This window comes from Denitrobacterium detoxificans, assembly GCF_001643775.1.
GTDB classification, from domain to species: Bacteria; Actinomycetota; Coriobacteriia; order Coriobacteriales; family Eggerthellaceae; genus Denitrobacterium; species Denitrobacterium detoxificans.
Window position 1 is genome coordinate 671,813 of the sequence record NZ_CP011402.1, and the last position, 26,495, is coordinate 698,307.

Sequence of the window (26,495 nt, forward strand, 5' to 3'; positions counted from 1 at the left end):
TATTTGCTCATTTTGCTTTTGGCGTCTTGTTTTGCTTCGGCGCGGCTTCGTTATTCGGTGCCTTGGCATTGTTCTTTTTGCTGTGCGTGCCGAACGCTTTGCATTTTGGTTGGGGTGCGAGCTGGTTTTGCATTTTGGAGGTTCGCGGTTCCAGTGCGATAGGTATTTGGTCGCGCCAATCGTGCGGAATCGTCGCCTGAATGATGCGCAATCGGTGCGTGATGGAGGCGTTACTGCCGTGGAAGCTGCTTTGCATGTTGACGTTTTGAAATGGTACCCAAAGTGTCGTATTTGCTACAATTGAGGTAGCTGGCCTAGCGAAGGGGGTTCCGATGGGTTGTTCATTGTTTGAGCATCAGTTGGAAAGCGCCATGAGGGATGCTATTGGCGAAACGGGGATTCGCGTCATCAAAGGCGTCGATAAGATTGCCTCCAGGCAAGGGGGCGAAAATGCCATCCACAACTACCAGCTCTTGGGTAAGCGCGCCCTCATCGTGCTTGGCGCGGTGTTCGTGGGAGTGCAGGTTGTTACTTCTGTTGCCGGGCTCGTGATCTCGCGTAGAAGCGAAGAGCGTCGCATCGAACGCGTGGTGCGTCGCGTGCTCGAAGAAGAGCGCCAGCAAGCCGAATCCGAAGTTGAGTAAACGCCCTCTTCTCGCGTGTCTGGTTTGGAGCGTTAAGTTGGGGCGCTGACTTGGTCGTGATGGCCCTCGCATGGCTCGCGCGGCGAGCTAGGCGCTGCGCTTCGCGCGCGATTGCCGTACGAGGGGCGCGAAGTGTGGGGGACGAAATGTCGTTGTGAGGACCTCGTTTGAAATACTGAAGCGAGACGTACGTGCGCTGGTGAAGAACCCTATCGCCTTGCTGGTGGTAGGTGCCCTCCTTGTGCTGCCCGGCCTGTATGCGTGGTATTGCATCGTGGCAAATTGGGACCCGTATTCGCACACGGGCAATATCCCCATTGCCATCGTGAACGAAGACGAAGGCGCGACTCATGACCTGGCGGGCGACATCAACATTGGCCAGCAGGTCGTGGGCGAACTCGAGGATAACGACAGCATTGATTGGCGATTCTACGACAGCAAGGAAGAGGCGCTCGAAGACACCGAATATGGCTTGGTGTACGCCACGATAGTGCTCCCGAGTGATTTAAGCGAAAACCTCGTTGGAATCTTCGACGGCTCGGATGAAAAGCCCACGATTTACTATTACCCCAATGAAAAGTACAGCGCCGTCGCTACTAAGGTAAGCGACTCCGCTGCGCAGAAGCTGGTGCTCAAGATCAACCAGGGGTTTTCCTCTACGGTGAATAAGAAGATCTTGTCGTCAGCGCAAGATCTGTCGAACAAGGTCAGCGCCCGGGCTGATGAGACGCATCAGTCGGTCGTGCAGGAAATACAGTCCATCCAAGCTGATCTTGATACGGCAATCTCCTCGCTCGACGATGCGTCGTCAACCATTGCGGGTTGGCGCAAGGCAGCGCAGGAAGCGCGGGATTCCCTTGAGACAACGTCCGAGCTGCTGCCGGATGTAGCCTCTTCGCTCGATGATGCGGGCGCCCGGTTGAATGACCTGCGCTCGGGCTTGGGCAATTACGAGAACCGTCTTTCCACTAACGTCCTGTCGTCCGCCGCGAGCGTGTCTTCCATGTCGAGCCAGGCGGCCACGTCGCTCGATAATGCGAAGGAAGACCTGTCTCGCGTAAGCGAGGACCTGCAGCGCATCATTGACGTTGCGTCGGGCACGGGCGACGAGGAGCTCAAGAGCGCAGCTGAGGGCCTTTCGATTGCCGTCGACCTCATAGGCGGCGCGGTGGATGGGGCGGACGCGCGTGTTGCGGAAATCAATGGCACCATTCAGCAGACGGTGGATGGCGTGACGGACGCCACCAACCGCATACACGGTGATGCCATGCCCAAGCTCGACCAGGGCGCCACCGACCTCTACTTGTCGCTGACGAGCCTATCCATTGCCCTTAGGCAATTTGAGCCGCAGGTAGAAAGCCTGTCTAACGTGCTGTCCGAAACGGATGCCGCGCTGAGCACGGCCGAGACGTCGGTCTCCGATGCCAAAATCCTGCTGGGGACAATCCGGGATAACCTGGACGGCACCATGCAGGACATTGGGGCCATTGGCAAGGCGCTCGAGGTGGAAAAACTCACGGAGCTCCTTGGCGTCGACGTCGAAAACGCGGGTACGTTCATCTCGACACCCGTGCAGATGTCCACCGCCAAGCTTTATCCCGTTTCGAACTACGGCACGGCGGTTGCCCCGTTCTACACCAATCTGGCCTTGTGGATAGGATGCTTCATTTTGGTGTCGCTTATGAAGGTCGAGGTCATGGGCTTCTCGGAGGCATCGGCGCGGCAGCGCTACTTCGGGCGCTGGCTGCTGTTTGTCATTCTGTCGCTTCTGCAATCGCAGGCGATTTGCGGCGTCGACATCCTGCTGGGCATCGATTGCGGCAACCCGGTGCTGTTCATGCTGTCCGGCGCGGTGTGCTCGTTCGCGTATATGAATCTCATCTACGCGCTGGTGAAGACGTTTCGCAACATCGGCAAGACGTTGTGCATCTTCCTGCTGGTCATGCAGGTGCCGGGTTCGTCGGGCATGTATCCCATCCAGATGATGCCTGACTTCTTCCAGTTCATTCACCCAGCGCTCCCGTTCACGTATGGCATCGACGCCATGCGCGAGGCGCTTTCGGGGCTGTACGGATCGGCATACGTCCTTGACTTGCTTGCCCTGCTCCTCATCGTGCCGGGCTCTCTCTTTATTGGACTGGGCCTCCGTTCCCTCATGGCCAACCTGCTCGTCATGTTCGACGACGAGATGCGCAAGACGGGCTTTTTCGCGAGCGAGGATTACGAAGGTCGCATGAAGCGCCACGGCATGCGCGGACTTATGCGCGCGCTCATGGCCCACGACGAATACGCGGAGGACGTGGAGAATCGCGCCCGCCGATTCTATCGCCGGTACCCGCGCATTCGCAGGCTGGGCATTACGGCGCTTTGGGCGATTCCCCTTAGCGTACTTTTGGCCATGCTGCCGCTGAACGTTGTATTTGGCCTGAGCACCGATACGAAACTTGCGGTGCTTGTGGGCATGCTCGTGTTCCTATTCGTCGTGCAAATGGGCCTTATCGTGCAGGAGTATACGCACTCCATGGTGAAGGAGGAGATGCATCTGCTTGGCCAGGACGCCCAGTTCGATCGCGAGCTCGAGCTGCCTGCAGCGGGCGAGCGCACGGGCGTCGTTTCCGCGGCCGAGAAGGTGCGGGCGAAGTCCTCACGGCGTGGCCCCACGCGCGACATCTTCATCACGGACCTGCGCCTTGGGTCCAAGAGCGTCATCGGCATCGTGGTAACCGTCTTGCTGGTGCTCACTCCCTCCATCTACGCGTGGTTCAACATTGCCAGCAGTTGGGATCCGTATGGGGCAACGGGCGGGCTGAAGGTTGCCGTGGCCAACGAAGACGAAGGTTACAAGGGCGATTTGCTGCCCATAACCATCAACGTGGGCGATACCGTGGTTTCGCAGCTGCGCGGCAATGCGAGCTTCGACTGGGTCTTCGTGGACGACGAGGAAGCGGCGAAGGCGGGCGTCGAGAGCAGCGAGTACTATGCTGCCATCGTGATACCTTCCGACTTCAGCGCCAACTTGCTTACGTACCTTACGGAGGACAGCGCGTATCCCAGCGTGTTCTACTACACCAACGAGAAGGAAAACCCCATTGCCCCCATCATCACGCAGAAGGGCGCCGACTCCATACAGGAAAGCATCCGCGTCAGCTTTACCGAGCGCGTTGACCAGGTTTCGCTCGGTGTGGCCTACGACATCCTGAGCTATGTGAAGAACCCCCGCATGAGCGATTACGTCTCGAAGATGAGCCGCCACCTGGACGACGCGACCGCCGACGCGAAGAGCGCGGCAAAGCAATTGGGGACGTTGGCTGGCCTTATGCGCACGACGTCGAGCATTGTCGACCTGTTGGGCACCACGCTTGACGGGCTGCAGGAATCCGCTGGTACGGCGAAGGGCGCGCTGGCCGACGCGGAATCGGGCGCGCAGAATGCGTCGGAGTCGCTCGAGGAGCAGATTGGCATCGTTCGCGATACGCTTAACGGGAATACGGTGAACGTAGACAAGGTGACCGCCGCCGTGGATGTTGCGTTTGACCTGCTAACGGTTGCCGCTGACGCGGTGCCGGATCTTATCCAGGAGCGCATCGACCAATTCCAGGAGCTCATGAACAAGAGCGGCGTAAGCGAGGCGGAAAAGCAGCAAACCCAGGTGCTCATCGAGAGCCTGAAGGCCGCAAAGGAGCATGCCGAGTCAACTGCTCGCTCCGTGGCCGAGGCGCAGCAGAAGACCAACGTCATCATCGACAACGCCCAGGCGGATGTCGAGGAGGCGAAGCGTCTCTTCAACGAGGAAATTGCCCCGGCGGATGACGGCTTGCGCTCGTCCATTTCCGACGCTGCGGCATCTGCGAAAAGCATTGTTTCCGACCTCGATGGCGTTGTTTCCGGCCTAAACGAAAGCACGGGAGGTTTGTCGAATCAGCTTGGAACGCTGGGAGATGGCCTTTCGGATGCGTCTAGCAAGCTGGATTCCGCGGCAACGCGCGTGAGCGACGCCAAGCAACGCGTGTCCGATGCGCTTGCCTCGGGTGACGTGAAGAAGGTCGAGCAAATCATCCTGGGCAACGACGCCGAAACGCTTGCGGCGAGCCTTGCCTGCCCCGTTCAGCTCCAGCGCGAGTCGATGTATTCCGTTTCCAACTACGGCTCGGCCATGGCGTCGTTCTACACGGTCCTGTCGCTGTGGGTGGGCGCCCTCGTCATGATCTCCACCATGCGCGTGCACGTCGTGGAGGAGCGTCTGGAGGAGCTGCGGAAGCGCTATGGGAAGCTGCGCCCGCGGCATGAATTCTTCGGACGCTACGGCATCTTCTGCGTCATTGGCCTGCTTCAGAGCTCGCTCGTATTGCTGGGAGATCTGATGCTGCTGCATATCCAGTGCGCCAATCCGGTAGGATTCTTCCTTCTGGGGTTGTTCGTGGGGCAGATGTTCTGCCTGATCGTCTACACCATCACCGAGCTCTTCGGCGACGTGGGCAAAGCCGTGTGCGTCATTCTTCTTATCATGCAGGTGGCGGCTTCGGGTGGCACGTTCCCCGTGGAGATGTTCGATCCGATTCTCATCGACGTCGCGTCGTACCTGCCCTTCACCTATGCCATGACCCTGCTGCAGGAATGCGTTGCGGGCCCGCTGCTGGTGAATGTGGTTGTCGGCGTCGCGGCGCTCCTCTTCATGGCGGGCGCCATGCTCGTGCTGGGGCTTCCGTTGCGCCGTCCGTTCAGGAAGACGAACGCGTTCTTCGAGGAGCAGCTCGAGAAGACGGGGTTCATGTAACGCCGCGTTTGCAGTGCTTTGCCTGGTCGCGGACGCTTTGCTCCGCATGGAGGTTTGCTTGGTGCTGCAATGGGCTCGGTCCCGGGTGTTACAATGCGGAATCGAAACACGTAATGCCATATGCAAGGAGTCCGCATGAACGTAAACGAGGCGCTCGAGCACGCTAATTCATTCTTTATCGCCGATTTCATCTATGCCGCGGGCGATGGCGCCATGCGGTCCGAGCGCATGAAGAACGAAGAGGCCATCCAGCAGCTCGTTGCCGCGTACTTCGAGCAGGAGAACCCTCCGTTCTCGTTCGACATCGTGCTGGAACTCGCCGATCGCAACCGCGATCTGTGCGACAACCTGGGCGTTGCCTACAATGGCGACCGCGGCCTGAACCTTCCGCGCGGTCTTTCCGACGAGACTACCATTGCGGGCATCGCTGCCATGCAGGGCAACACCGTGAAGCGCGTCGCTAAGAAGCTGCAGGGCATCGACGCAGTGGGGCAGGGCTATCGTCTGGCGCCCATGGGTGGCACCGTCATTGGCATCGACATCGAAACGACCTCGCGTAACCCCGACCGCGGCTACATCATCGACGTGGGTTGGGAAACGATGGAAATCGCCGAGGGGCAGACGCCCGTCGACCCGCATACGGCGCGTTGCGGTCTTCCCGCCCTGTACGAGCAGGTTGGCGTGCCTCTGTCGGAAGTGCATGGCATCACCTGGCCCGACGTTGCCGACAAGAAGCCGTTCCGCGAGGACAAGGAGCTGCAGGCGCAGGTGCTCGCCGCGCTTGAGTCGCATCCGTACATGGCCCACAATGCCGCTTTTGAAGATGCGTGGTTCCTGCTGAACCTGCCTGGCTATGCCGAGGGCCGCAAGGCGGGCCGCATCATCCCCGTTGACACGCGCGAAATCTGTCGCGCCATCGACACCGACGCCGCTTCCATCTCGTTCAAGCAGCGTCCGTATGCGCTGGAAAGCTGGGCGCGTCGTCGCGGCACGCTTGCCGCCGACGAAAACGAGCGTCATCTGGGCCTGGACGACACCGAGCTCATGATGCGCACCGTGGTTGCCGAACTGAGCCGCGCAGCCTTGTTGAAATAAGCATGGGGTATCCGCCTGCGTTGCGGGCGGATGCTACAATGTCTGAGCAAATATTGGCAAGGTAGAATGCGCCGGGCGCGGCGCGGGCGGCAGTGCGATGCCGCCTGGGGAAATGCGGGTGCGAATCCCGCGCTATACCAGTAACCGTAAATGCCGTCGAAGGGCCACCTCGCAGGCGTGCGAGCCTTCGGAATGGGCGAAGTCGGAATACCCATCTACCATATAGAGCCCTGGAAGGAAGGTCCCATGGAAGGGAAGCTCTCTCGTCATGCTCTGTTTGGAGCATTCTTTGCGGTAGCACTTGCGTGTTCCGCCCTCTTCGGATTCTCGGCGGTGCCACAGGCGTACGCCGATGATTCCACTCAGCTTGTTGCGCAAGGTTCGGTTGCCGCCAATCTGCCCGATGCGGAAAAGCAGGCAACGCTGCTCAATAACCTGATCGAGCGCTTCGCCGCCACCGGTGGCGATGAGGCTATCACGAACGACACCTATTATGCCGCGCTCGCCCAGAACGTTCTGGGACTGCATATCAACATCGACGTCGAAAGCATTGAGAAGAGCGTCGTCGAGTATCTGGAAGGAACGCCGGAGGATAAGATTTCTGCGGGCACGCTTGCTAAATACATCACGGCGATGCATGCGGGCGGCGTAGACTGTGACTCGATGGAGTATGGTGGCGAGACGTATAACCTCATCGACCGCATGAACACGGCAATGGGTGAAAGCAGTCTCGGTATTTACAATGCCGTTTGCATCCTGCCCGTATATACCTTTGGGTATGACATGTCTGGCGCGAAGTATACCGACGATGAGTTCACCCAGGCGATTCTTAACGCGCAGCAGGCTAACGGGCTGTTCGGTTCCGAGTATGCGGGCACGCTCTACACCGATGTGACCACGTCTTCTCAGGCTCTGTTTGCGCTTGAGCTCGTGCGCGACGACAATGCCGCCGTTGCGACGGCTGCCCAGAAGTGCATCGATGCCATCACCGGCCTTCAGCAGGCAGATGGCAGCTTCAATTACGAGCCTGATGAGGTGTACGCCTCCACGCACGTCGACTCGACCGCCCTCGCAGTGGTTGCCTTGACCGCCTGGGGCGTTGACGTGACGAGCGCCACGTACACCACGGCTAATGGATCCACGCCGCTTGGCTTCCTGATTGCTTCTGCGAACAGCAATCTTGACATCATGGTCGACCCCAACATCTACAACGAGCCCATGTCCGCATCGTCCACGCTCCTCGCTCTTGCGACGATCGATGCTAAGGGCACCGCAGGTGCTTCGGTGAATCCGCTGGATGTGAAGTACTCCATGTTCCGCCTGTACAACCCGAATTCGGGCGAGCACTTCTACACGAAGAGCCCCTCTGAGCGCGAAAACGTCGTCAAGGCGGGTTGGACGTATGAGGGCTGTGGTTGGGTGTCTCCCGACTCGAGCAGCGCCCCCGTCTATCGCCTGTATAACCCCAATGGCGGCGACCATCACTACACCGTTAGCGTCGAGGAGCGCGACTGGTTGGTGGGGCTTGGCTGGCGCTACGAGGGCATTGGCTGGTATAGCGACACCAACGAGACCATTCCCGTCTATCGCCAGTACAACCCCAACGCCGACACGGGCTCGCATAACTTCACCACGAGCGCCGAAGAGCGCGACGGTCTGGTAGCCCTGGGCTGGCATGACGAAAGCATAGCCTGGTATGCCGTCAAGTAACGAAGCGCAGCAATTGGAAACGACCGACGAGCGCATCGCTCCCGGTGCGCCTGCCTGCGAGGAGCATACTCCTGCGCGGGTGGGCGCGCCCGTTATTGCGGGCATCGCATTGGCCGTCGTGCTGGTGCTTGCCTGCGTTGGCGGCGCCGTGTTTGCGTCGGGTTCGGCATTTCAGGCGTCGCAGGGGCAGGAAGACGCTACCGCCCAGCAGCAGTCGTCTGGCGCCGCGGAGGCGGGCCAGAATCAGGCTGCGTCGCAAGAATCCGCTTCTCAGCAGGGTGAAGGTGGCCAGCAGGAGGCAACCCAGGAGGCATCTGCCGAAGGCGAGAACGCCGAGGCCCAGACTCAGGGGCAGGAGGCTGCATCCGATGCCGCGGGCGCCTCGTCGCAGTCGGCGGGATCGTCGGAATCGGCTGCCGCGCTCTCGGGTGGGGCAGCTCCCGCAAGCCAGGAGCCCGCTGCCCAGCAGCAAGCGGCAGCTACCGTCACGGTGACTCTCACTATCGATTCCTCGAACGCGCACGCGTACAACAGCGATTATCCGTCTTCCATGGGTAGCAAGACGCTTACGCTGGAAGAGGGCGCAACGGTGTGGGATGCCCTGAATGCCATGGGCGTGAGCGTGCGCGGTAGCTCCACGTACGTTCGAGCCATTAACGGGCTTTCCGAATTCGATTGCGGCAACTCAAGCGGCTGGATGTACAAGGTGAATGGCTCGTTCCCCACGAAGACCTGCGGTAACTACGTGCTTTCTGATGGCGACAGCGTGCTGTGGGCCTATACCTGCACGATGGGCGACGTGTAATGCGGAATCCCTTCGCCGTATGCCACCCTGGCGTAACGCTTGGCTACCTTGCCTTGGCCATCGTGCTTTCCATGGCGATGGTGCACCCCGCTTATACCGCCTTGGCCGCTGTTGGGGCGCTTTCCGTGGCAATCTACACCCGCGGATGGCGCCCCAGCGTGCGTATGGTGGCCTACCTTGCGCCGTTCTCGTTGCTCATCGCCACGCTGAATGCCTGCTTCGTGGGCTCGGGTTCCACGGTGTTCTGCCAGGTGCTGGGCGTTACCTTCTATGCCGAATCCTTCGCGTACGGCTTGTGCATGGGTGGCATGTTCACCGCCATGTGCCTTTGGTTTTCCGTGTTCGGCACGGTGCTCGACAGCGAGGCCATCTTGGGGTCGCTGTCGAATCGCGTGCCCGCCATTGCACTTATCATCAGCCAGATCATGCGCCTGGTGCCCCAGTTCGTTGCCCGCGGCAGGGCCATTGCCGATGTGCAGCGAGCGGTTTCCGCCGTCCATGGGCAAACGCCGCGCGACGCCATGAGAATCGTTTCGGTGCTCATGGGGTGGGGCATGGAGGATTCTCTCGTACGCAGCGCTAGCATGCGCGCCCGCGGTTATACGCGTGGGGGAGGGCGCACGGTGTATCGCCGTTACCGCTTTCGCACCTTCGATGGCGTGCTGCTTGGCATTGTCGTTTTGCTTGCTGCCATGGTGGGCCTCTCGATGGCTCTGACGGCCGCCACATTTCATTTCTATCCAATCATTTCCGGTCCCGCTCCCTGGTGGGGCGTGTTGGCCTACTGCTTGCTGATGCTCGTTCCGTTCGCGTGCGCGGGCAGGGAGGGGTTGCTATGGCATACGCGGTAGAAGCGCGTGACCTCACGTTTGCCTACCCGCTTTCCGAAGCCGGTTCCTATGGCGATCCGGTGTTTCGCAATCTGAGTTTCCAGGTTGCGGAAGGGTCGTTTTGCCTGCTTTGTGGCGCAACGGGAAGCGGAAAGACCACGCTGCTCTCGCTCATGAAGCCCGAGATTGCCCCCGTTGGCCGCATGCAGGGCGAGCTGGAGGTGCGCGCAGAGGGCACGGGGTTCGTGTTCCAGCATCCCGAAGACCAGATCGTCTGCGATTCCGTATGGCATGAGCTGGCGTTTGGCCTGGAGAATGCGGGCATGGAACCCAACGAAATGCGTCGTCGCGTGGCGGAAGTGGCCCATTACTTCGGCATCGAGGCGTGGATGCATCGGCGCACCGCCGAGCTTTCGGGTGGGCAGATGCAGCTGCTGAACCTGGCCTCGATCATGGCACTTCGACCGCGCTTGCTGCTGCTCGACGAACCTACGGCTCAGCTGGACCCTCATGCCCAGCGGCTGTTCGTCGACCTGCTTGCTCGCATCCATCGCGATTTGGGCGTCACCGTTATCGTGTCCACGCATGTTCCCGAGCTTTACGAGACGTGCGCCACCAATCGACTGTTGCTTTCCGATCTTGCCCCGTTGGCGCAGGCTCCGGCGTTGGGCGTGCGCGAGGGCGCCGACGATGCGCAGCCGTGCGTATGCGTATCGGACATTCACGTTCGCTATGACAAGCGGGAGCCCTGGGTGCTGTGTGGTGCGGATCTGAACGTGTATCCTGGTCAGGTGCATGCCATCGTAGGGGGTAATGGATGTGGGAAAAGCACGCTGCTGCGAGCGATCGCCGGCGTCCTTCGGCCTGCGCGCGGAAAGGTGACGAACCTCATGATGCGCGAGCAAGCCTTGCTGCCCCAAAACCCCAAGATGCTCTTCGTGTGCGACACGGTCGCCGATGAACTGCATGAATGGCATGAGCGTTGCGGCTATGGCGGGGAAGAGGAGCACGACATGGCGCAGCGGTTCGGCCTGGATGGCGTGCTCGACCGGCATCCCTACGACCTGTCGGGCGGACAGCTTCAGCATCTTGCCCTGGCTAAGCTTTTGCTGTGCAAGCCGCGGCTTCTCCTTGCCGACGAGCCTGCGAAGGGCTTGGACGCCCATGCTCAGGCTCACGTCGTGCGTACGCTGCGTGATTTGGCGGCTGAAGGAGCATGCGTGGTGCTCGTAACGCATGACGTGGATTTCGCTCGCGTGGTAGCCGATCGGGTGAGCATGCTCTTCGACGGGCAAGTGGTTTGCACGCAGAGCGCCGATCGCTTCTTCGCGGATAACCTCATCTACACGCCCCATGATCAATCGCGCCTGTTCGGGGCCATGCAATCGTAATGCGCGTGGGTGTGGAAATAGCCTGCCTGGTAGCGGTGCCCCTGTGCTTGGGTGCCTGTGCCGTTGCGGGCATCGAGCAGGTTGCCTTGCTGTCGGGCCTGGTGGTTTTGGCGTCGCTGGCGCTGTTCTTCGCCCAGTTCGAGCGCAGCCGCCCCCGCTTGCGCGACGCCATGCCCATTGCGGTGCTTTCGGCGCTTGCCGTGGCGGGGCGCATCCTGTTTGCTCCCTTGCCCGACGTGAAGCCCGTTTCCGCCATCGCCATCATCGCGGGTGCGTCCTTCGGGCGCACGAGCGGATTCATGGTGGGTGCGCTTACGGCGCTCGTGTCCAATTTCTTCTTTGGGCAGGGCCCCTGGACGCCCTGGCAGATGTACGCATGGGGGCTCGTCGGGTATCTGGCGGGCGTGCTTGCGCAGATGGGGTGGTTCAAGCGCATGCCCGTCGTGCTGGGGTACGGGTTCGTTGCAGCGCTGCTGTATGGCGCCATCTTGAACCTCTGGTCGCTTATTGGTTTTTTCCATCCGCAGACCTTCGCCGAGGGCCTCGCCATCTACGCCGTCGCCGTTCCCCTTGACGTTCTACATGGCGTGGCGACCGATGCCTTCCTGCTGGCGTTGTACGCGCCCTGGAAGGGCAAGCTCGAGCGCATCAAGCGCAAGTACGCGCTCGCCGAATAGGCGGCACTGCGGGCCCTATGGGCGCTGTGCCGTTACTGCTGGTCGATGAGGTCGAAGAGCTCCTCGCGCGATTCTATCTTCAGCTTGCGGTAGATGTTGCGCACGTGCGTCTTCACGGTGTTGTCGGATACGTAGAGCGTTTGGGCGATCTTCGCGTACGAATGCCCGCGGGCGAGCAGAGCGAGCACTTCGGTTTCTCGGGGCGAGAGGGCGCCCGCCTTTGCCAGGCGTTCGGCATTTTGCGCAATGGAGGCCGAGATATTGGGCGTTGCTTCTCGCTCGGCCTCTTCGTTACTTTCCTTTGCGTCATCGGTGGCTTCCTGCGGTTTCACGGGGCTGTTAAGGAATGCCAGCGCAGCAAGGTACACGATGAGCACGATGCTGTTTAGAATGCGCCCTGCAGTGCCGATTTGCGGAATGATGAGCGCTCCCAGCAACATGGCCGCGGTGGCGCACAGAAGGAAGGTGCCCGCAACGCGCAGCGTGGACTTGGGCGTGCTTGCGGCCTTGCAACATGACGTCCAGGTCATGATGAGGAACAATGCAAACGCCGCTTCCTTGAGCGATGACGAGATAAACAGTGCACCGCCTCCCAGCTGTTCCAGGTAGGGGCAGAGCAGCACGATGGCGGCTGCGATGGGCAAGCCCGTGCGATCCATGACGTGCGCAGCGCGTACGCCTGCCTTCGCGAATGCCACCGCGCAGACGATGCTGATGGCGGCGCTGCCGCAGAGCGATGCCGCGAAGAGCATGCCGGTATCGAGTTCGATTCCCGCATAGAGCGGGTTCCAGATAAGCCCCAGCACGAGCGCCGAAAGGGTAGTGCCTGCCAGGGGTCTCCACGTGCGCGAGATGACGTATGCCACGCGGTCGTCGGGAGCGGCAAGTGCTTCGTCGTCCTTGCCTTCATTGGGCTTCAGGGGCAGCAGGGCAGCTGCCGAGGCAAAGATGCAGCTGGCGGAAAAGAGCGCGTACGATGCCTGGTTGGGCAGGAACGCGCTGGTGCCGTAGAGCGCCACGCCCACAAGGACGCTCGTGGCCGAGGCTTGGAACGCCGTGCGCGAATCCTCCTGCGAAAGCGTGAGCGCCCATGCGCCTGCAAGCACGGTGCATCCGATGCCCATGACGAGCCCGCTTACGGAGGCGAAGCGCCCGTCAATTTCTATGGCGGGGATGGCCAGCAGGAACAGTAGCCCGATAACCGAGCAGGCGAGCGCGGAGAGTATGACGATGTAGCCCTGGGGGTTCTTCCAAATGGCGTGCGATATGCTGCGCGCTTGCGCCACGAGGGCCACGGCGGCGATGATGACGCCCGCGAGGGCGCACGCTAGGAAGCCGGTATGCGCGATGCGGCCGAAGAGTTCGACAATGGGGCTTGCATTGTGAACGGTAAGAAGCCCGACGGCAAAGAGCGGTCCGGCGCCCATGAGCGTGCAGGCTCGTTTAAGCAAAGCGTTGTTCAATGGAATGGTCTCTCCTTTATTTCCCCTGCGTTCTATTATGCCATGCAATTTGGCCTCAAAATATTTTTCACCCTTTTCGGTGATGCCGTCTGACGTGGCATTACTGAATTTCGGCGATATTTCTTTCGCCCAATGCGGCCTATGGTGTGCCCATGTTTGTAAGCGCGGGATTGCTCCCGCAGTCTTTGCAAGAGAGGGATACTATGGTAAACGAACAACTTACTCGTCGCGATGCGTTGAAGCTTGGCGGCCTCACGGCTCTGGCGGGCGCGGGCATGGCCGCAATGGCCGGCTGCTCTTCGCCGAAGAGCAAGACCGCCGAGGCAACTGAGTCTTCCACGGGCGAAACCACCATTCTGGAAGCCGACGGCTCCGTAAGCGCTCGCAGCCACTATCAGTGGTTGGGCAGCGAGCCTGAAATCGACGAGTCGCAGGTTACCGAAGTCGTCGATGCCGACGTCGTCATTCTGGGTTCCGGCCATTCGGGAACGCAGTGCGCTCGCACCGCAGCCATGGCTGGCGCCAAGGTCGTGGTTCTGGAAAGCCAGACCGAGGCGAACCAGTTCTACTACGGCGAGGACATTGGCACGTTCAATTCCCAGTACGTGCAGAACATGGGCTATGGTCCCTATGACGAGATGGAAATCCTGGCTCAGCTGCAGCGTACCGCAGCGTATCGCCTGAACAGCGAGCTGTGCCTGAACTACATTCGCAACTCCGGCCCCATGGCCGACGAGTTTATCGCTCTGGTTCAGGAACGCCAGCCCGAACTGCTGACCAACATGAACATCCAGCAGCCGTGCACCGACTTCTGGACGGACAAGAGCCAGCCGCAGGACATGGGCAACTACAAGACCTACGTTGGCACGTTCTGCATGCGCTCCGAAATTCTGGACGAGGTTGCCACGGGCGTGGGTGCCTATTCCACCATCGGTGACTGCGAGACGCTCGTTCGTCAGTACGCCGAGGAACTGGGCGCTGAGTGGTACTTCGGCACCACTGCAGTGAAGGCTATCGTGGAAGACGGCAAGGTGACGGGTGCCTACGGCAAGACCACCGACGGCAACTACATTCGCTTCAATGCCAGCAAGGCCGTTGTCATCGCCATGGGCGCATTCCAGAACAACATGGAAATGATGAAGGAGTTCTACCGTGAGTCCTGGGAACTCCAGGCCAAGGATGGCGTGGACGCCTTCAGCGACCCCACCGACGAGAGCGCCACGCGCGACACGGGCATGGGTCACAAGATCGGCTGCTGGGCGGGTGGCCGCATGGAGGCTGGCCCGGCTGCGTCGCTGGCCAACGTTTCCGCGCCTGGCCCCTTCGGCTTTGCCCCCACGCTGTATCTGAACAGCCAGGGCAAGCGCTTCATGAACGAGGCCGACTTCAATGCCATCGCCGCTCAGGTTCAGCGCCAGCCCAAGGGCCTGTATTGCGCGCTGTACGGCGCCAACTACGAGGAGATCGTAAAGCGCGGCGGCACGAATCATGGTGGTACCGACTTCGGTCAGGAAACTTACGTGGCTCAGTGGAAGGAAGACATGACGCACGTCGTCGAGGCGGGCGCGGATGGCTACCTGGTACGTCACGGCTGCCTGACCGAACGCGCTAACATGGCCCAGACGCGCATGTATGGTGCTAACGACCTGAAGACCCTGGCGGGTTACCTGGGCTACGAAGGCGAAGCCGTGCAGAACTTCGTTGACTCCGTTGCGGCGTACAACGAGCTGGTTGCCAGCGGCGTTGACACGCAGTACGGCAAGAAGAGCGACTTCCTGCTGCCCATCGAGGCTCCGTACTATGCCGCCGTCGACACGAGCGTTGGCACGGGCGCAACGGCCCTGACGCTGGCCGGCTTGGTTACGGATGGCAACTACAACGTCCTGGGCGACGACGACGAGCCCATCGAGGGCCTGTATGCCATCGGCAACTGCTGCGGTCAGCGCTTTGCCCTTACGTATCCCGGCATCCTGGCTGGCAATTCCATGGGCCAGGCTATGACCAACGGCTACGTCTGCGGCAAGATCGTGGGCAACCTGTAAGGCATTTTCCCTCCCTGGGACGCGTTTCCCCCTCCTATTTCTCTAGCGTCCGATGGAAAACGGGACGGTGGCCAAAGAGCCATCGTCCCGTTGTTTGTTGCGCATATGTTGTTGGCCCTACCGCCAGGGATCGCGTTCGAAGAGCGGCTCGCGTTGCGGCGCGTCGTGCAGGTCGGAATACGGGTCGTATCCGTCGTCGTCTTCGTTGATGGCCCGGATGGGCTGGGTTTTCTTCGGCTTCGGAGCCGTATGCGCATCGGCTGGCACGTGCGCCGGCTGCTTCTTTTCCTCGTCCATGAATGCCTCTCCTTGAATCTTCGGGCATGAAAAAGGGCGCCGGTTCAACCGGCGCCCCCAGTGTACTTGTTTTCGCCCGATTAGACGAACGCGCGCTGCGGTGCGTTGGCAATTTGGTCGATGACCGCGTCGAGAGCGCCCTGCACGTCGTATTCCTCTACCTTGCCGGCGTCGCACTTGGCGGCGAATTCCGGATCGATGGGCAGCGTGGCGTATGCGGGGATGCGGTACTTTTCGGCCACTTCCTTGCCCTGGGGCTTGCCGAAGACGTACTGCTTCTCGCCGCAGTGCTGGCAGGTGTAGTAGGCCATGTTCTCCACCAGGCCCAGAACGGGGACCTGCATCTCGTGAGCCAGATGCACGGCCTTGCCCACGATCATGGCAACGAGCTCCTGCGGGGCCGAGACGGTGACGATGCCGTCGACGGGCAGGCTCTGGAACACGGTGAGCAGGACGTCGGAGGTTCCCGGAGGCATGTCCACGAACATGTAGTCGATTTCGCCCCAGTTCACTTCGTTGAAGAACTGCTTGACGGTGCCGGAGACGACCGGGCCGCGCCATGCCACGGGCATGTCTTCTTCGGGGAGCATGAGGTTGGTGCTTACCATCTTGATGCCCGTCTGCGTCTGGCAGGGCAGGATGCCGTCCTTGTCGGCGGTAAGCGGATTGGTAACGCCGAAGGCCTTCGGAATGGAGGGGCCAGTGACGTCGGCGTCGAGGATGGCAACCTTCTTGCCACGCTTCTGGGCTTCGCTTGCCAGCAGGCAGGTGACCAGGCTCTTGCCTACGCCGCCCTTGCCGGAAACGACGCCGATGACGTGCTTCACCGTGGAACGCTTATTCGGCATGAGCACCTTGGGACCGGTGCTCTCTCCGCCACCGCATCCACCAGCAAGCATCTTCTTTTCTTCTTCGCTGAGAGGAGCTTGTTCAGCCATGGATACCTTCTCTCGTCTTGCTCCTGATATGCTGAGCGGCATCGTAGCACAATGGCGCTTGATTTAAGCCCAGGATGAATTGAATGGTGGACTAATCGGGGGATATTGTCTTTTAGGGCGCGATGCAACCGTATTGCCAGGTTGAGAAAATCTGTGGCTTCGCATGGGCAGGGAAGCAATGCTTCGTGCGATTTATTACACTATGTTGATTAACTATGCACACGGCACCAAAGAAGGAGCGTATATGTGCGGCATTGTGGGGTATACCGGCAGTCAGCCGGTTGTCGATAGATTGATCGAGGGGCTTCGCCGCCTGGAGTATCGCGGATACGATTCCGCGGGCATCGCCGTTCAGGCGGGCGACGGCACCCTTTCCGTTACACGTCGCGTGGGCAAGGTCAGTGGCCTGGCCAGCGCCGTTTCGAACGTGCATCCCGAGGCCACGTGCGGCATTGGCCATACGCGTTGGGCAACGCATGGCGTTCCCAGCCAGCAGAATGCCCATCCTCATGTATCCTGCGACGGCTCTATCGCCGTCGTGCATAACGGCATCATCGAGAACTTCGCCGAGCTGCGCGAAGAGCTCATCTCCCGTGGTCACGAGTTCCGCAGCACCACCGACACCGAGGTCATCGCTCATCTGGTGGAAGAAGCCTACGAAGGCGACCTGCTGGAAGCGGTGCGCGCCGTCACGGTGAGCCTGGTGGGCAGCTATGGCCTGGCCGTTACCTGCGCCCAGGAGCCCGGTCGCATCGTGGTTACGCGCCGCGATTCCCCGATTGTTCTGGCCCATGGCGAAGATGGCAGCTACGTGGCGAGCGACATCATTGCCGTCATTCGTGCCAATCGCGATGTCGTGGTGCTGGGCGACGACCAGTTCGCCGACATGCGTCCCCAGGGCATTGCCTATTCCGACGCGCAGGGCGAGACCATCGAGCCCAATGTCATGCACGTCGATTGGGATATCGACGTCGCCGAAAAGGGCGGCTATCCCGATTTCATGCTGAAGGAAATCCACGAGCAGCCTCGCGTGGTGCGCGATACGCTTGCTGGCCGCATGGTCGGTGGCGCGCTGAAGATAAGCGAGCTGGGCATGTCCCTGGAAGAACTGCAGCTCATCGACCGCGTCTACGTGATTGCCTGCGGCACCAGCTACCATGCGGGCCTGGTTGCCAAGCAGCTCATCGAGGCATGGGCGCGCATTCCCACCGAAGTCGAGGTTGCCAGCGAATTCCGCTACCGCAATCCCATCATCACGCCCACCACGCTCGTGGTTGCCGTGTCCCAGTCGGGCGAAACGGCTGATACGCTGGCCGCCATCCGCGAGGCGCGCATCAAGGGTGGCAAGGTGTTCGGCATTACGAACGTCATTGGCAGCCCCGTTGCCCGCGAAAGCGACGGCGTCATCTACACGAAGGCCAACAAGGAAATCGCCGTGGCTTCCACGAAGAGCTTCCTGGGCCAGGTGGTCAGCCTTACGCTGCTTTCCATGGTGTTGGCGCAGGCCAAGGGCAAGTTCACCCAGGCGCAGACGCGCCTGCTCTTCGGCGAGCTGGCCGATACCGCCGAGCAGATCGAGCGCATTCTGGCCGACACCACGGCCATCGAAGAAGCCGCCCTTGCCTGCAAGGACGCGAACGATGCGCTGTTCATCGGCCGCGGCATGGGTAGCGCCATCAGCTACGAGGGCGCGCTGAAGCTGAAGGAAATCAGCTACCTGCATGCCGAGGCATATGCCGCGGGCGAGATGAAGCATGGCCCCATCGCCTTGCTTTCGAAGGGTTTCCCCGTTATCGCCGTTGCCACGCAGAGCCCCGTATACGACAAGGTCATTTCGAACATCCAGGAAAGCCGCACGCGTGGCGCCCTGGTTGTGGCGGTGGCCACGGAAGGCGACGAGGAAATCCGCAAGCATGCCGACTACGTAATCTACGTGCCGCGCGTGCGCGATGCCTTCAGCGCCATCACCGTTTCCGTGCCGCTGCAGCTGTTCGCGCGTGCCATCGCCGTGGCCCGTGGCTGCGATGTCGACCAGCCGCGTAATCTGGCGAAGTCGGTTACGGTCGAATAGGCGGCGCGTAGTGGAGCAGCAGTCTCAGAACGCGAGCCCGGAACATCAGGCTGAACAGGCTGATCAAGTCGATCAGGTCGATCAGGCTTCGGAGCCTGCGCCCTTCGACGAGGGCGTGGGCCTGGGTGTTGACATCGTGCGCATCGACCGCATGCGTGCGGTTCTGGAGCGCTCTCCGCGCTTCAGGACGCGCGTGTTCACGGAAGGCGAGCGTGCGTACTGCGACAAGACGAACCAACCCGAAGTGCATTACGCCACGCGCTTTGCCGCAAAGGAAGCGGTGCTCAAGGCGCTTGGCACGGGCTTTTCAAGGGGCATCGCACCCGCCGACGTGGAAGTGGTGCGCCTGAAGACGGGGCGCCCGCAGGTTCGCCTGCACAGGCGTGCCAAGGAAGTGGCCGATGAGCTGGGTGTTCGCGAGCTTCCCATTTCGCTTTCGTTTACGCATACCGATGCCGTGGCCTGCGCCATGGCCATTACGCTGGAATCCGACCGCGCGACCGCGCGTCGTACGGATCCCATGGACGAGCTGGCGAAGCAATTCAAGGAAACGCGGTCCCTGCTCGACGATATTCCGGTGAAGCGTCCCAAGACGCGCATGACGCCGTTTGGCAGGCAGGCGGTGGCGCAAGACGATTCTGGCGAAGGTGATGCGTAGTGAAGCAGTACACCCAGAAGACCATCAACGACTTGCTGCCGTTTCCCGAACCGCAGATGAACAAGTATTCGCGCGGCAAGGTGGTGCTCATCGTGGGCAGCGCCTCGTATCCGGGCGCCGCTGCGCTCGCTTCCATCGCCAGCCAGCGCGCGGGTGCCGGATACACCGAGGTGTTCGTGGACGATAGCGTGGTTGCGCAGGTCCAGGCCACGCACTCCTCGTTGGTGGTGCGTTCGTGGGACATGTGGGACTCTTCTAGCCTGAAACCCTCTACGCCCGAGCATCCCCTGGCTTACGTCATTGGCAGCGGCTTCGATACGAACGACCCGTATGTGGGCAACATCCTGCGTCGCCTGCTGAAGAACGCCAAGGCGCCTGTTCTGATAGACGGCGGCGCGCTGAAGCTCATGCCCGCGCGTAAGATGCGCGACATGTGCAAGCAACGCTACCAGGAAGGGTATCCCACCATCGTCACGCCCCATGGCGGCGAGGCGAAGGTCTTGGCCAGCGTGTTTGCCCTTCCCGTAGACGACCAGGAGGAACTAGCGCTCACGCTTTCCCAGGCGTACGGTGCAATCACCGTTCTGAAGGGGCCCGATACCTATATTTCCGATGGCGACCACGTGTACAGCATGACGGAGGGTACGTCGGCTTTGGCCAAGGCGGGTACGGGCGACGTGCTCGCTGGCATCATCGGTGCATTTCTGGCCCAGGGGCTTGGCCCCATCGAAGCGTGCGTGCTAGGCACCACGTTGCATGCCCGTGCGGGCAGGTTGGCCGCCGAGGAGCTTACGAGTATTTCGGTATGCGCGGAGGACGTGCTCCGATTCATTCCCCCGGCAATCAAGGATATGTCCGGCGGCAGGGTTTCGTAGCCACGCGCCGGTATTGCAGATAGGAAGGAAATAGACGTGACGGAAGAGAATCCGAGTCTATTCGACAGCGCAACGGCGGCGGAAACGGTAAGCGATCCTGCTGCTCGCATCGAAGCGCTGCGTCGTGAAATCGAGCATCACACGTACTTGTACTACGCCAAGGATGCCCCCGAGATTTCCGATGCTGCCTTCGACTCGCTTATGCGGGAACTGCGTGAGCTCGAAGCTGCGCACCCCGAGTTCTACGATGCCAATTCGCCCACGCAGCGCGTGGGTGGCTATGTGGGCGAGCAGTTTGCCCCGGTCACGCATGCGGCGCGCATGTACTCCATCGACGATGCCATGGGCTTGGAAGAGCTGGAAGCATGGCTGGATCGCCTGCAGGAGACGCTTGGCCGCTTCGTGCCGCTGTGCTGCGAGCTGAAGATCGACGGCAGCGGCATCGCCCTCACGTACGAGGATGGTCGCCTGGTGCGCGCGAGTACGCGCGGCGACGGGACTACGGGCGAAGATATCACGGCGAACATCCGAACCATTCGCGATGTGCCTCTGCGCCTGCGTGACCAGGCTCAGGCCATGCTCGCCGACCCCGAGGCCGCTATCGAGCTGCGCGGAGAGGCGTACATGCCGAAGAGCAGCTTCGAGAAGCTCAACGCTGCTGCCGCCGCGAACGGGAAGGACGGATTCGCCAATCCGCGCAATGCCGCCGCCGGTAGCCTGCGCCAGAAGGACCCGAGCATCACGGAGCATCGCGACCTGTCCACGTTCATCTACGCTACGGCCAGCAATGCCGCGTTTCGCATGGGTGGCCAGTTCGAGCTTTTGGAGTGGATGCGCGAGGCGGGCTTCCACGTGAATCCTGACGTGGCGCTGTGCTCCACGCGCGAGGAAGTGCTTGCGTTCTGCGAGAAGGTGCTGGAAAAGCGCTCGTCGCTGCCGTACGACATCGATGGCGTGGTGGTGAAGGTCAACGAATTCGCCATCCAGGACGCCATGGGCTTTACCGCACGTGCCCCGCGTTGGGCCATCGCATACAAGTTCCCGCCCGAGGAGAAGACTACGCTTTTGCGCGACATTACCGTGCAGGTGGGGCGTACGGGCGCGCTTACGCCCGTGGCCGAGCTGGAGCCCGTGCGCATTGCGGGTTCGGTAGTGGCGCGCGCCACGCTGCACAACGAAGACGAGGTGCGTCGCAAGGACGTGCGCGTGGGCGACACGGTCATCGTGCGCAAGGCGGGCGACGTCATTCCCGAGGTGCTGGGTCACGTGCCTTCGCTGCGTCCGGCTGATGCGCAGGAATGGAGCATGCCCCAGACGTGCCCCAGCTGCGGAAGCCCCGTGGTGCGCGAGGAGGGCGAGGCCGCGTATCGTTGCGTGAGCATCGATTGCCCTGCTCAGGCGCATGAGCGCTTGGTACATTGGGCGAGCCGCGGCGCCATGGACATCGAGGGCTTGGGCGACGAGGTTATCGGCCGCCTTTTGGAATCGGGCCGCGTCACCGACGTTGCCGACTACTACAACCTAAGCGAATACGACCTGGCCACCTTGGACATGGGTCGCGTGAATAAAGACGGCGAGGCCATTCACCTGGGCCCTGTGGTGGCGGCCAAGATACTTGCCGAACTGCAGGCCAGTAAGCAGCGCGGCCTTGCGCGCGTGCTGTTTGGCTTGGGCATTCGCCATGTGGGCAAGACCACTGCCGAATCGATTGCCCAGGCGTACCCCTCTATCCAGGCATTGCGCGATGCCTCCGAAGAGCAGCTTGCCGCCATCGAAGGCATTGGCGCCATTATCGCCAAGAGCATCTACCTGTTCCTGCGCACGCCGCAGAACGAGCAGGTCATTGACCGTCTTTTGGCCGCTGGCGTGGTTATGGAAGAGCAGCGCGTGGATAGCGGCAAGCCCCAGACGCTTGCCGGCCTCACGTTCGTGCTCACGGGTACGCTCTCTCAGAGCGGCATGTCCCGCACCGATGCGGGCGCTGCGCTTAAAGAAATGGGCGCCAAGGTAAGCGGCAGCGTAAGCAAGAAGACGAGCTGCGTCATTGCCGGCGAAGCTGCTGGCAGCAAGTACGATAAGGCCGTTTCCCTGGGGGTTCCCGTTATCGACGAGGCCGCGTTCCTGCGTATCCTAGAAACGGGCGAGGCGCCCGAAGGGGTAGGGGAAGCGTAGGGCCATGGCGGCAGGCCAGGAACATAACCAGGGCGAAACCGCAGGGGCGCAACGTCCCGTGCGCCCCAAGAAGCGTCGTCTCGACGAGTTGATGATTGAGCGCGGTCTCTGCGACGACGCAGAAGAGGCGAAGCGCCTGGTGATTGCCCACGAGGTGAAGGTGGGCGACGAATACGCCACGAGCGCTGCCGCGCGTATTGCGCCAAGTGCCGATATCTGGGTCAAGGATCGTTCGCGCTACGTTTCGCGCGGTGGCTACAAGCTGGAGGGCGCGTTGCGTGCGTTCGACCAGTCGGTACAGGGGGCGTCGTGCATCGACATGGGCTCTTCTACCGGAGGCTTCTCCGATTGTTTGCTTCAGGCGGGGGCGGCCAGCGTGACTTGCGTTGACGTGAACTATGGCATGCTTGCTTGGAAAGTACGCAGCGACCCGCGCACCATCGTGCGCGAACGTACGAACATCCGCACGGCAACGCCTCAGGAACTGGGCGCGCCCTTCGACATTCTGGTGGCCGACCTCAGCTTTATTGGGCTTGCCAGCCTGGCGCCCTCCTTCGCGCGCTTGTGCCATCGTGGCAGCGTGTTCATTGGCTTGGTGAAGCCCCAGTTCGAAAGCGATCATGACGAAACGGAGCATGGCCTGGTAACGGACCCGGCGGTGCGCGAGCGAACGGTCGAGGAAGTGCGTCAGGCGCTGAGCGACAACGGCTTCGACGTTACTGGCGTTATCGAATCGCCCATCCGCGGAAAGCGCGCGGGCAACATCGAATACCTCGTGCGCGCCGTGTTCGGTCAATAGCGCAATTCCAACCGTTCGCGCGTCTGCATTTTGTAGACTCGGTCGTTCTCCGTGTTGTTTACTTTAGCCGACTAAATTATTCCTGGCGGATGGCTATACTTGTGTGCTAAAGCAAGTTCGCCGCCACGCGGCAGGGCAGAAGGAACGCGTATGCAGATCACACCAGCCGAAATCGCCGAAACTCTGGCAATGGTCAGCCAGCAACACCTCGACATCCGCACCATCACGCTTGGCTTGAACCTTCGTGCGTGCACGCATGAGGACATCAACGTCATGGTGCGCAAGGTGTACGACCGCATGACCACCGCCGCCGAAAAGCTCGTCCCCACGGCCGAGCAGCTGGAACGCGAATTCGGCATTCCCATCGTGAACAAGCGCATTTCCGTTACGCCCGTTGCCGAGATCTGCGGCGCCGTTACCGCCCAGGACCTTACGCCCATTGCCGAGGCCATGGACAAGGCGGGCAAGGAAGTGGGCGTCGACTTCGTGGGCGGCTTCTCCGCCCTGGTGCAGAAGGGCGCTACCGCTTCCGATACGAAGCTCATGAACTCCATTCCGCACGCCCTAGCCGTTACCGATAACGTGTGCAGTTCGGTGAACGTCGCCTCTACCCGCGCGGGCATCAACATGGACGCCGTCTGGAAGATGGCCAATACCGTCATCGACACCGCCAAGGCCACGGCCGACCGCGACTGCATTGGCGCAGCCAAGCTCGTCGTGTTCGCCAACGCGGTGGAGGACAACCCGTTCATGGCGGGCGCCTTCCATGGCTCTGGCGAGGCCGATGCCGTGGTCAATGTGGGCGTTTCCGGTCCTGGCGTGGTGCGTAACGTGCTCGCTAACATGCCGGAGGACGCTTCCATCACCGAAATCGCCGAGGCCATCAAGGCAACGGCATTCAAGATCACGCGCGCGGGCGAGCTCATGGCGCGCAATGCCAGCGAGCGCTTGGGTGTCCAGCAGGGCATCCTGGACCTTTCCCTGGCTCCCACGCCCGCCGAGGGCGATAGCGTGGCCGAAATCCTCGAGGCCATCGGCGTGGGGCAGTGCGGCGGCCCGGGCACCACGGCGGCTCTGGCCATGCTCAACGATGCGGTCAAGAAGGGTGGCGTCATGGCGTCCAGCAGCGTCGGTGGCCTTTCGGGTGCGTTCATTCCCGTGTCGGAAGATGCTGGCATGATTCGCGCTGCTGAATCGGGTGCGCTCTGCCTCGAGAAGCTCGAGGCCATGACCTGCGTATGCAGTGTGGGTCTGGACATGATTGCCATTCCGGGCGACACCACGCCGGAAGCCATCTTCGGCATCATCGCCGACGAAGCCGCCATTGGCGTCATCAACACGAAGACCACTGCCGTGCGCGTCATTCCCGCCATTGGCCGTAGCGCCGGCGAGACACTGGAGTTCGGCGGCCTGCTGGGTTCCGCTCCCATCATGCACGTCAACGAGCATGCGGGCAGCGTTTTCGCGCATCGTGGCGGTCGATTCCCTGCGCCGATTAATTCTCTGAAAAACTAATCTACGGAGCCGTATGGCCGTCTGACGAATTACAATGACTCGAGGAGGGGTTCGAGTTATGTCAGATTCCAAACGTAATAACAATGCGCGTCCGCACGTGAAGCAGCGTGCGGCGCGTGATGCTTCGCTTGAGGCGCGTGGTCGCCAGCGTTCTTCGCAGCGTACTGCGCGCGAGCATGCCCAGCTTGCCGCCGAGCATAGCGCTGAAATGGAGCGCGAGCGCGTGCGCCATCAGCGTGCCGTCGCCGAGCGTCAGAAGCAGGCCACGTCTGCCAACCGCGTTCACGTCAGCGATGTGGGCGGCGTGACGCATGCCGTTTCCGATCGCCATCAGCGCGCCAATGCGGGCAATACGGGCAGCAATCCGCGTATCGATACGTCATACGCAAAGCGGGCCCATACCGGCAGCTTCACGCCTGCCGTGCGCGAAGAGCGTGCGGGGTCCTATACCGTCGAGGGGAAGGGGCTTGGCTCCGTGCGCGCAGGCAAGCGCGCTCCCAAGGCGGCTATCGTTGCATTGGCCGTGGTTTTGGCTGCCATTCTGGGCTTCGTCATGTACCAGACTTCCTTCGCTCCCGTGCCCGTGGTGGTGAACGGGGTGGAAATGTCCGTTGCGCGTACCGATACGTACGATCAGGTCGTGCAGAAGTCGGGCATTCAGGTAACGCCGGGCAGGCTGCTTGCGGTCGATGGCTCGGTCATCGACGACGCGGGCGGTGCGCCCTATGCGCTTGCCGTGAATGGCCAGGACGTCGATGCGAATGCGCGCATTACGCCCAACGACGTCATCTCGGTAAGTGACGGCGGCGATACCACGGAAGACTATACCGAGTCTACTCAGACCGTTGCCGCCGAATGGGTGGACGACGGCTCCAAGGGCGCTGTGCACCAGGTTGTGAGCCAGCCCGCCGACGGTGTCGTGGCAACGCGCACGGGTTCCATTTCGGGCATTACCGTGGAAGGCGTTACCGTTCAAGAAGTGCAGAATGCCGTGCTTTCTCGCTATAGCATCAACACTGGCGGGGAAAAGGTCATTGCCCTTACGTTCGACGATGGCCCCTGGGACGAATGGACGAGCGAGATCCTGGACATTCTGGATGCCAACGATGCGAAGGCCACGTTCTTCATCGTGGGCGAGCGCATTGGGGAGGCCTCGAATGGCCGCGACCTTATCATGCGCGAGTACAACAGCGGGCATCAGCTTTGCACACACACGTTCGACCATGCCAAGGGCAGTGGCAAGGGCGTGAACATCAGCTACATGTCAGCCGAAGAGCAGATTGCCGAAATCGAGAAGGGCCGTCAGGCAATTTCCGACGTAACGGGCGTGGAGGCTAGTCGCGTGGTGCGTTGCCCGGGTGGCAACTACACGCTTGAAAGCGCTCAGATTCTGAACGAGTACGTAACGTACGACATCGGTTGGAATATCGATACGCGTGACTGGTCGAAGCCGGGCGCGCCTGCAATAGAAGACGCCATCTTGTCGGCCGATTCGGGCAACATCATCCTCATGCACGATGGCGGTGGCGATCGTTCGCAGACGGTAGAGGCGCTTCGCTCCGCGCTCCCCAAGCTCAAGCAGCAAGGGTACCGATTCGTTACCATCGACGAACTGCTTTCCTACCATAAGGGGTAGTTTCGCGGGAAAACGCACCTTACCAGCCTTTTTGAATGCCGTCCCTCGGGGCGGCATTTCGTTTGTCCACGATTGACCGTGTGCGGGAGTCGTGAGAGCGGTT

Annotated in this window: 20 protein-coding genes and 1 riboswitch; of the genes, 16 read left to right on the forward strand and 4 right to left on the reverse strand. The window is 61.2% G+C overall.

Annotation, left to right across the window (positions count from 1 at the left end):
* Positions 1–7: 7 nt before the first annotated feature.
* A complete protein-coding gene (locus AAY81_RS10365; RefSeq protein ID WP_074777192.1) occupies positions 8–256 on the reverse strand; it encodes a hypothetical protein in 249 nt (82 codons plus the stop codon).
* Between the two features lie 76 nt (positions 257–332).
* On the opposite strand from AAY81_RS10365, the gene AAY81_RS02670 reads away from it, so the two are divergent.
* From AAY81_RS02670 to AAY81_RS02705, 8 genes are all read left to right on the forward strand, one after another.
* A complete protein-coding gene (locus AAY81_RS02670; protein ID WP_066661058.1) occupies positions 333–644 on the forward strand; it encodes a hypothetical protein in 312 nt (103 codons plus the stop codon).
* Between the two features lie 154 nt (positions 645–798).
* A complete protein-coding gene (locus tag AAY81_RS10090; RefSeq protein ID WP_074777190.1) occupies positions 799–5,418 on the forward strand; it encodes a YhgE/Pip domain-containing protein in 4,620 nt (1,539 codons plus the stop codon).
* A gap of 135 nt (positions 5,419–5,553) precedes the next feature.
* Positions 5,554–6,513 (forward strand): 3'-5' exonuclease, encoded by a 960-nt coding sequence (locus AAY81_RS02680; RefSeq protein ID WP_066661059.1) that lies wholly within the window; start codon positions 5,554–5,556, stop codon positions 6,511–6,513.
* A 92-nt stretch (positions 6,514–6,605) separates the two neighbouring features.
* Positions 6,606–6,688, forward strand: a riboswitch (adenosylcobalamin-variant (AdoCbl-variant) riboswitch).
* Between the two features lie 71 nt (positions 6,689–6,759).
* Complete coding sequence (locus AAY81_RS10580; protein WP_205630840.1) at positions 6,760–8,223, forward strand: hypothetical protein; 1,464 nt, start codon at positions 6,760–6,762, stop codon at positions 8,221–8,223.
* The gene (locus AAY81_RS02690; RefSeq protein WP_074777187.1) at positions 8,210–9,028 is read left to right on the forward strand and encodes a DUF4430 domain-containing protein; all 819 of its coding nucleotides are present in this window, start codon (positions 8,210–8,212) and stop codon (positions 9,026–9,028) included. The genes AAY81_RS10580 and AAY81_RS02690 overlap by 14 nt, the downstream gene beginning before the upstream one ends.
* Positions 9,028–9,879, forward strand: a complete 852-nt coding sequence (locus AAY81_RS02695) for an energy-coupling factor transporter transmembrane component T family protein (protein ID WP_066661063.1) — start codon at positions 9,028–9,030, stop codon at positions 9,877–9,879. Before AAY81_RS02690 ends, AAY81_RS02695 begins: the two co-directional genes overlap by 1 nt.
* The gene (locus AAY81_RS02700) at positions 9,864–11,249 is read left to right on the forward strand and encodes an ABC transporter ATP-binding protein (RefSeq protein ID WP_066661066.1); all 1,386 of its coding nucleotides are present in this window, start codon (positions 9,864–9,866) and stop codon (positions 11,247–11,249) included. The genes AAY81_RS02695 and AAY81_RS02700 overlap by 16 nt, the downstream gene beginning before the upstream one ends.
* On the forward strand, positions 11,249–11,926 hold the full coding sequence (locus AAY81_RS02705; protein ID WP_066661068.1) for a DUF6580 family putative transport protein: 678 nt from the start codon (positions 11,249–11,251) through the stop codon (positions 11,924–11,926). Before AAY81_RS02700 ends, AAY81_RS02705 begins: the two co-directional genes overlap by 1 nt.
* Positions 11,927–11,958: 32 nt before the next feature.
* Here AAY81_RS02705 and AAY81_RS02710 read toward each other — a convergent pair whose 3' ends face one another.
* Positions 11,959–13,389, reverse strand: coding sequence for a LuxR C-terminal-related transcriptional regulator (locus tag AAY81_RS02710; protein ID WP_074777171.1), 1,431 nt, complete (start codon positions 13,387–13,389; stop codon positions 11,959–11,961).
* A 203-nt stretch (positions 13,390–13,592) separates the two neighbouring features.
* Here AAY81_RS02710 and AAY81_RS02715 point away from each other — a divergent pair, with 203 nt between their 5' ends.
* On the forward strand, positions 13,593–15,431 hold the full coding sequence (locus AAY81_RS02715; RefSeq protein WP_066661074.1) for an FAD-binding protein: 1,839 nt from the start codon (positions 13,593–13,595) through the stop codon (positions 15,429–15,431).
* 117 nt (positions 15,432–15,548) lie between these two features.
* Here AAY81_RS02715 and AAY81_RS02720 read toward each other — a convergent pair whose 3' ends face one another.
* Together AAY81_RS02720 and AAY81_RS02725 are read right to left on the reverse strand one after the other, a co-directional pair.
* Entirely contained in the window at positions 15,549–15,728 is a 180-nt protein-coding gene (locus AAY81_RS02720; protein WP_066661076.1) for a hypothetical protein, read from the reverse strand.
* Between the two features lie 80 nt (positions 15,729–15,808).
* Positions 15,809–16,666 (reverse strand): P-loop NTPase, encoded by an 858-nt coding sequence (locus AAY81_RS02725; protein WP_066661077.1) that lies wholly within the window; start codon positions 16,664–16,666, stop codon positions 15,809–15,811.
* A gap of 244 nt (positions 16,667–16,910) precedes the next feature.
* Between AAY81_RS02725 and glmS the strand changes: the two genes are divergently transcribed.
* The 7 genes from glmS to AAY81_RS02760 all read left to right on the forward strand — a co-directional run bounded on the left by glmS (position 16,911) and on the right by AAY81_RS02760 (position 26,392).
* Entirely contained in the window at positions 16,911–18,737 is a 1,827-nt protein-coding gene (glmS, locus tag AAY81_RS02730) for a glutamine--fructose-6-phosphate transaminase (isomerizing) (RefSeq protein WP_066661079.1), read from the forward strand.
* Positions 18,738–18,747: 10 nt separating this feature from the next.
* Positions 18,748–19,395: a holo-ACP synthase gene (acpS, locus tag AAY81_RS02735; RefSeq protein WP_240480615.1), complete on the forward strand. Its 648-nt coding sequence runs from the start codon at positions 18,748–18,750 to the stop codon at positions 19,393–19,395.
* Positions 19,395–20,270 (forward strand): NAD(P)H-hydrate dehydratase, encoded by an 876-nt coding sequence (locus tag AAY81_RS02740; RefSeq protein WP_066661082.1) that lies wholly within the window; start codon positions 19,395–19,397, stop codon positions 20,268–20,270. The genes acpS and AAY81_RS02740 overlap by 1 nt, the downstream gene beginning before the upstream one ends.
* 36 nt (positions 20,271–20,306) lie before the next feature.
* Positions 20,307–22,442, forward strand: coding sequence for an NAD-dependent DNA ligase LigA (ligA, locus tag AAY81_RS02745; protein WP_066661084.1), 2,136 nt, complete (start codon positions 20,307–20,309; stop codon positions 22,440–22,442).
* A gap of 4 nt (positions 22,443–22,446) precedes the next feature.
* On the forward strand, positions 22,447–23,241 hold the full coding sequence (locus AAY81_RS02750) for a TlyA family RNA methyltransferase (RefSeq protein ID WP_066661086.1): 795 nt from the start codon (positions 22,447–22,449) through the stop codon (positions 23,239–23,241).
* Between the two features lie 150 nt (positions 23,242–23,391).
* On the forward strand, positions 23,392–24,756 hold the full coding sequence (locus AAY81_RS02755; protein WP_066661087.1) for a PFL family protein: 1,365 nt from the start codon (positions 23,392–23,394) through the stop codon (positions 24,754–24,756).
* 58 nt (positions 24,757–24,814) lie between these two features.
* Positions 24,815–26,392, forward strand: a complete 1,578-nt coding sequence (locus AAY81_RS02760; RefSeq protein WP_169815782.1) for a polysaccharide deacetylase family protein — start codon at positions 24,815–24,817, stop codon at positions 26,390–26,392.
* The last annotated feature ends 103 nt before the right edge of the window (positions 26,393–26,495 follow it).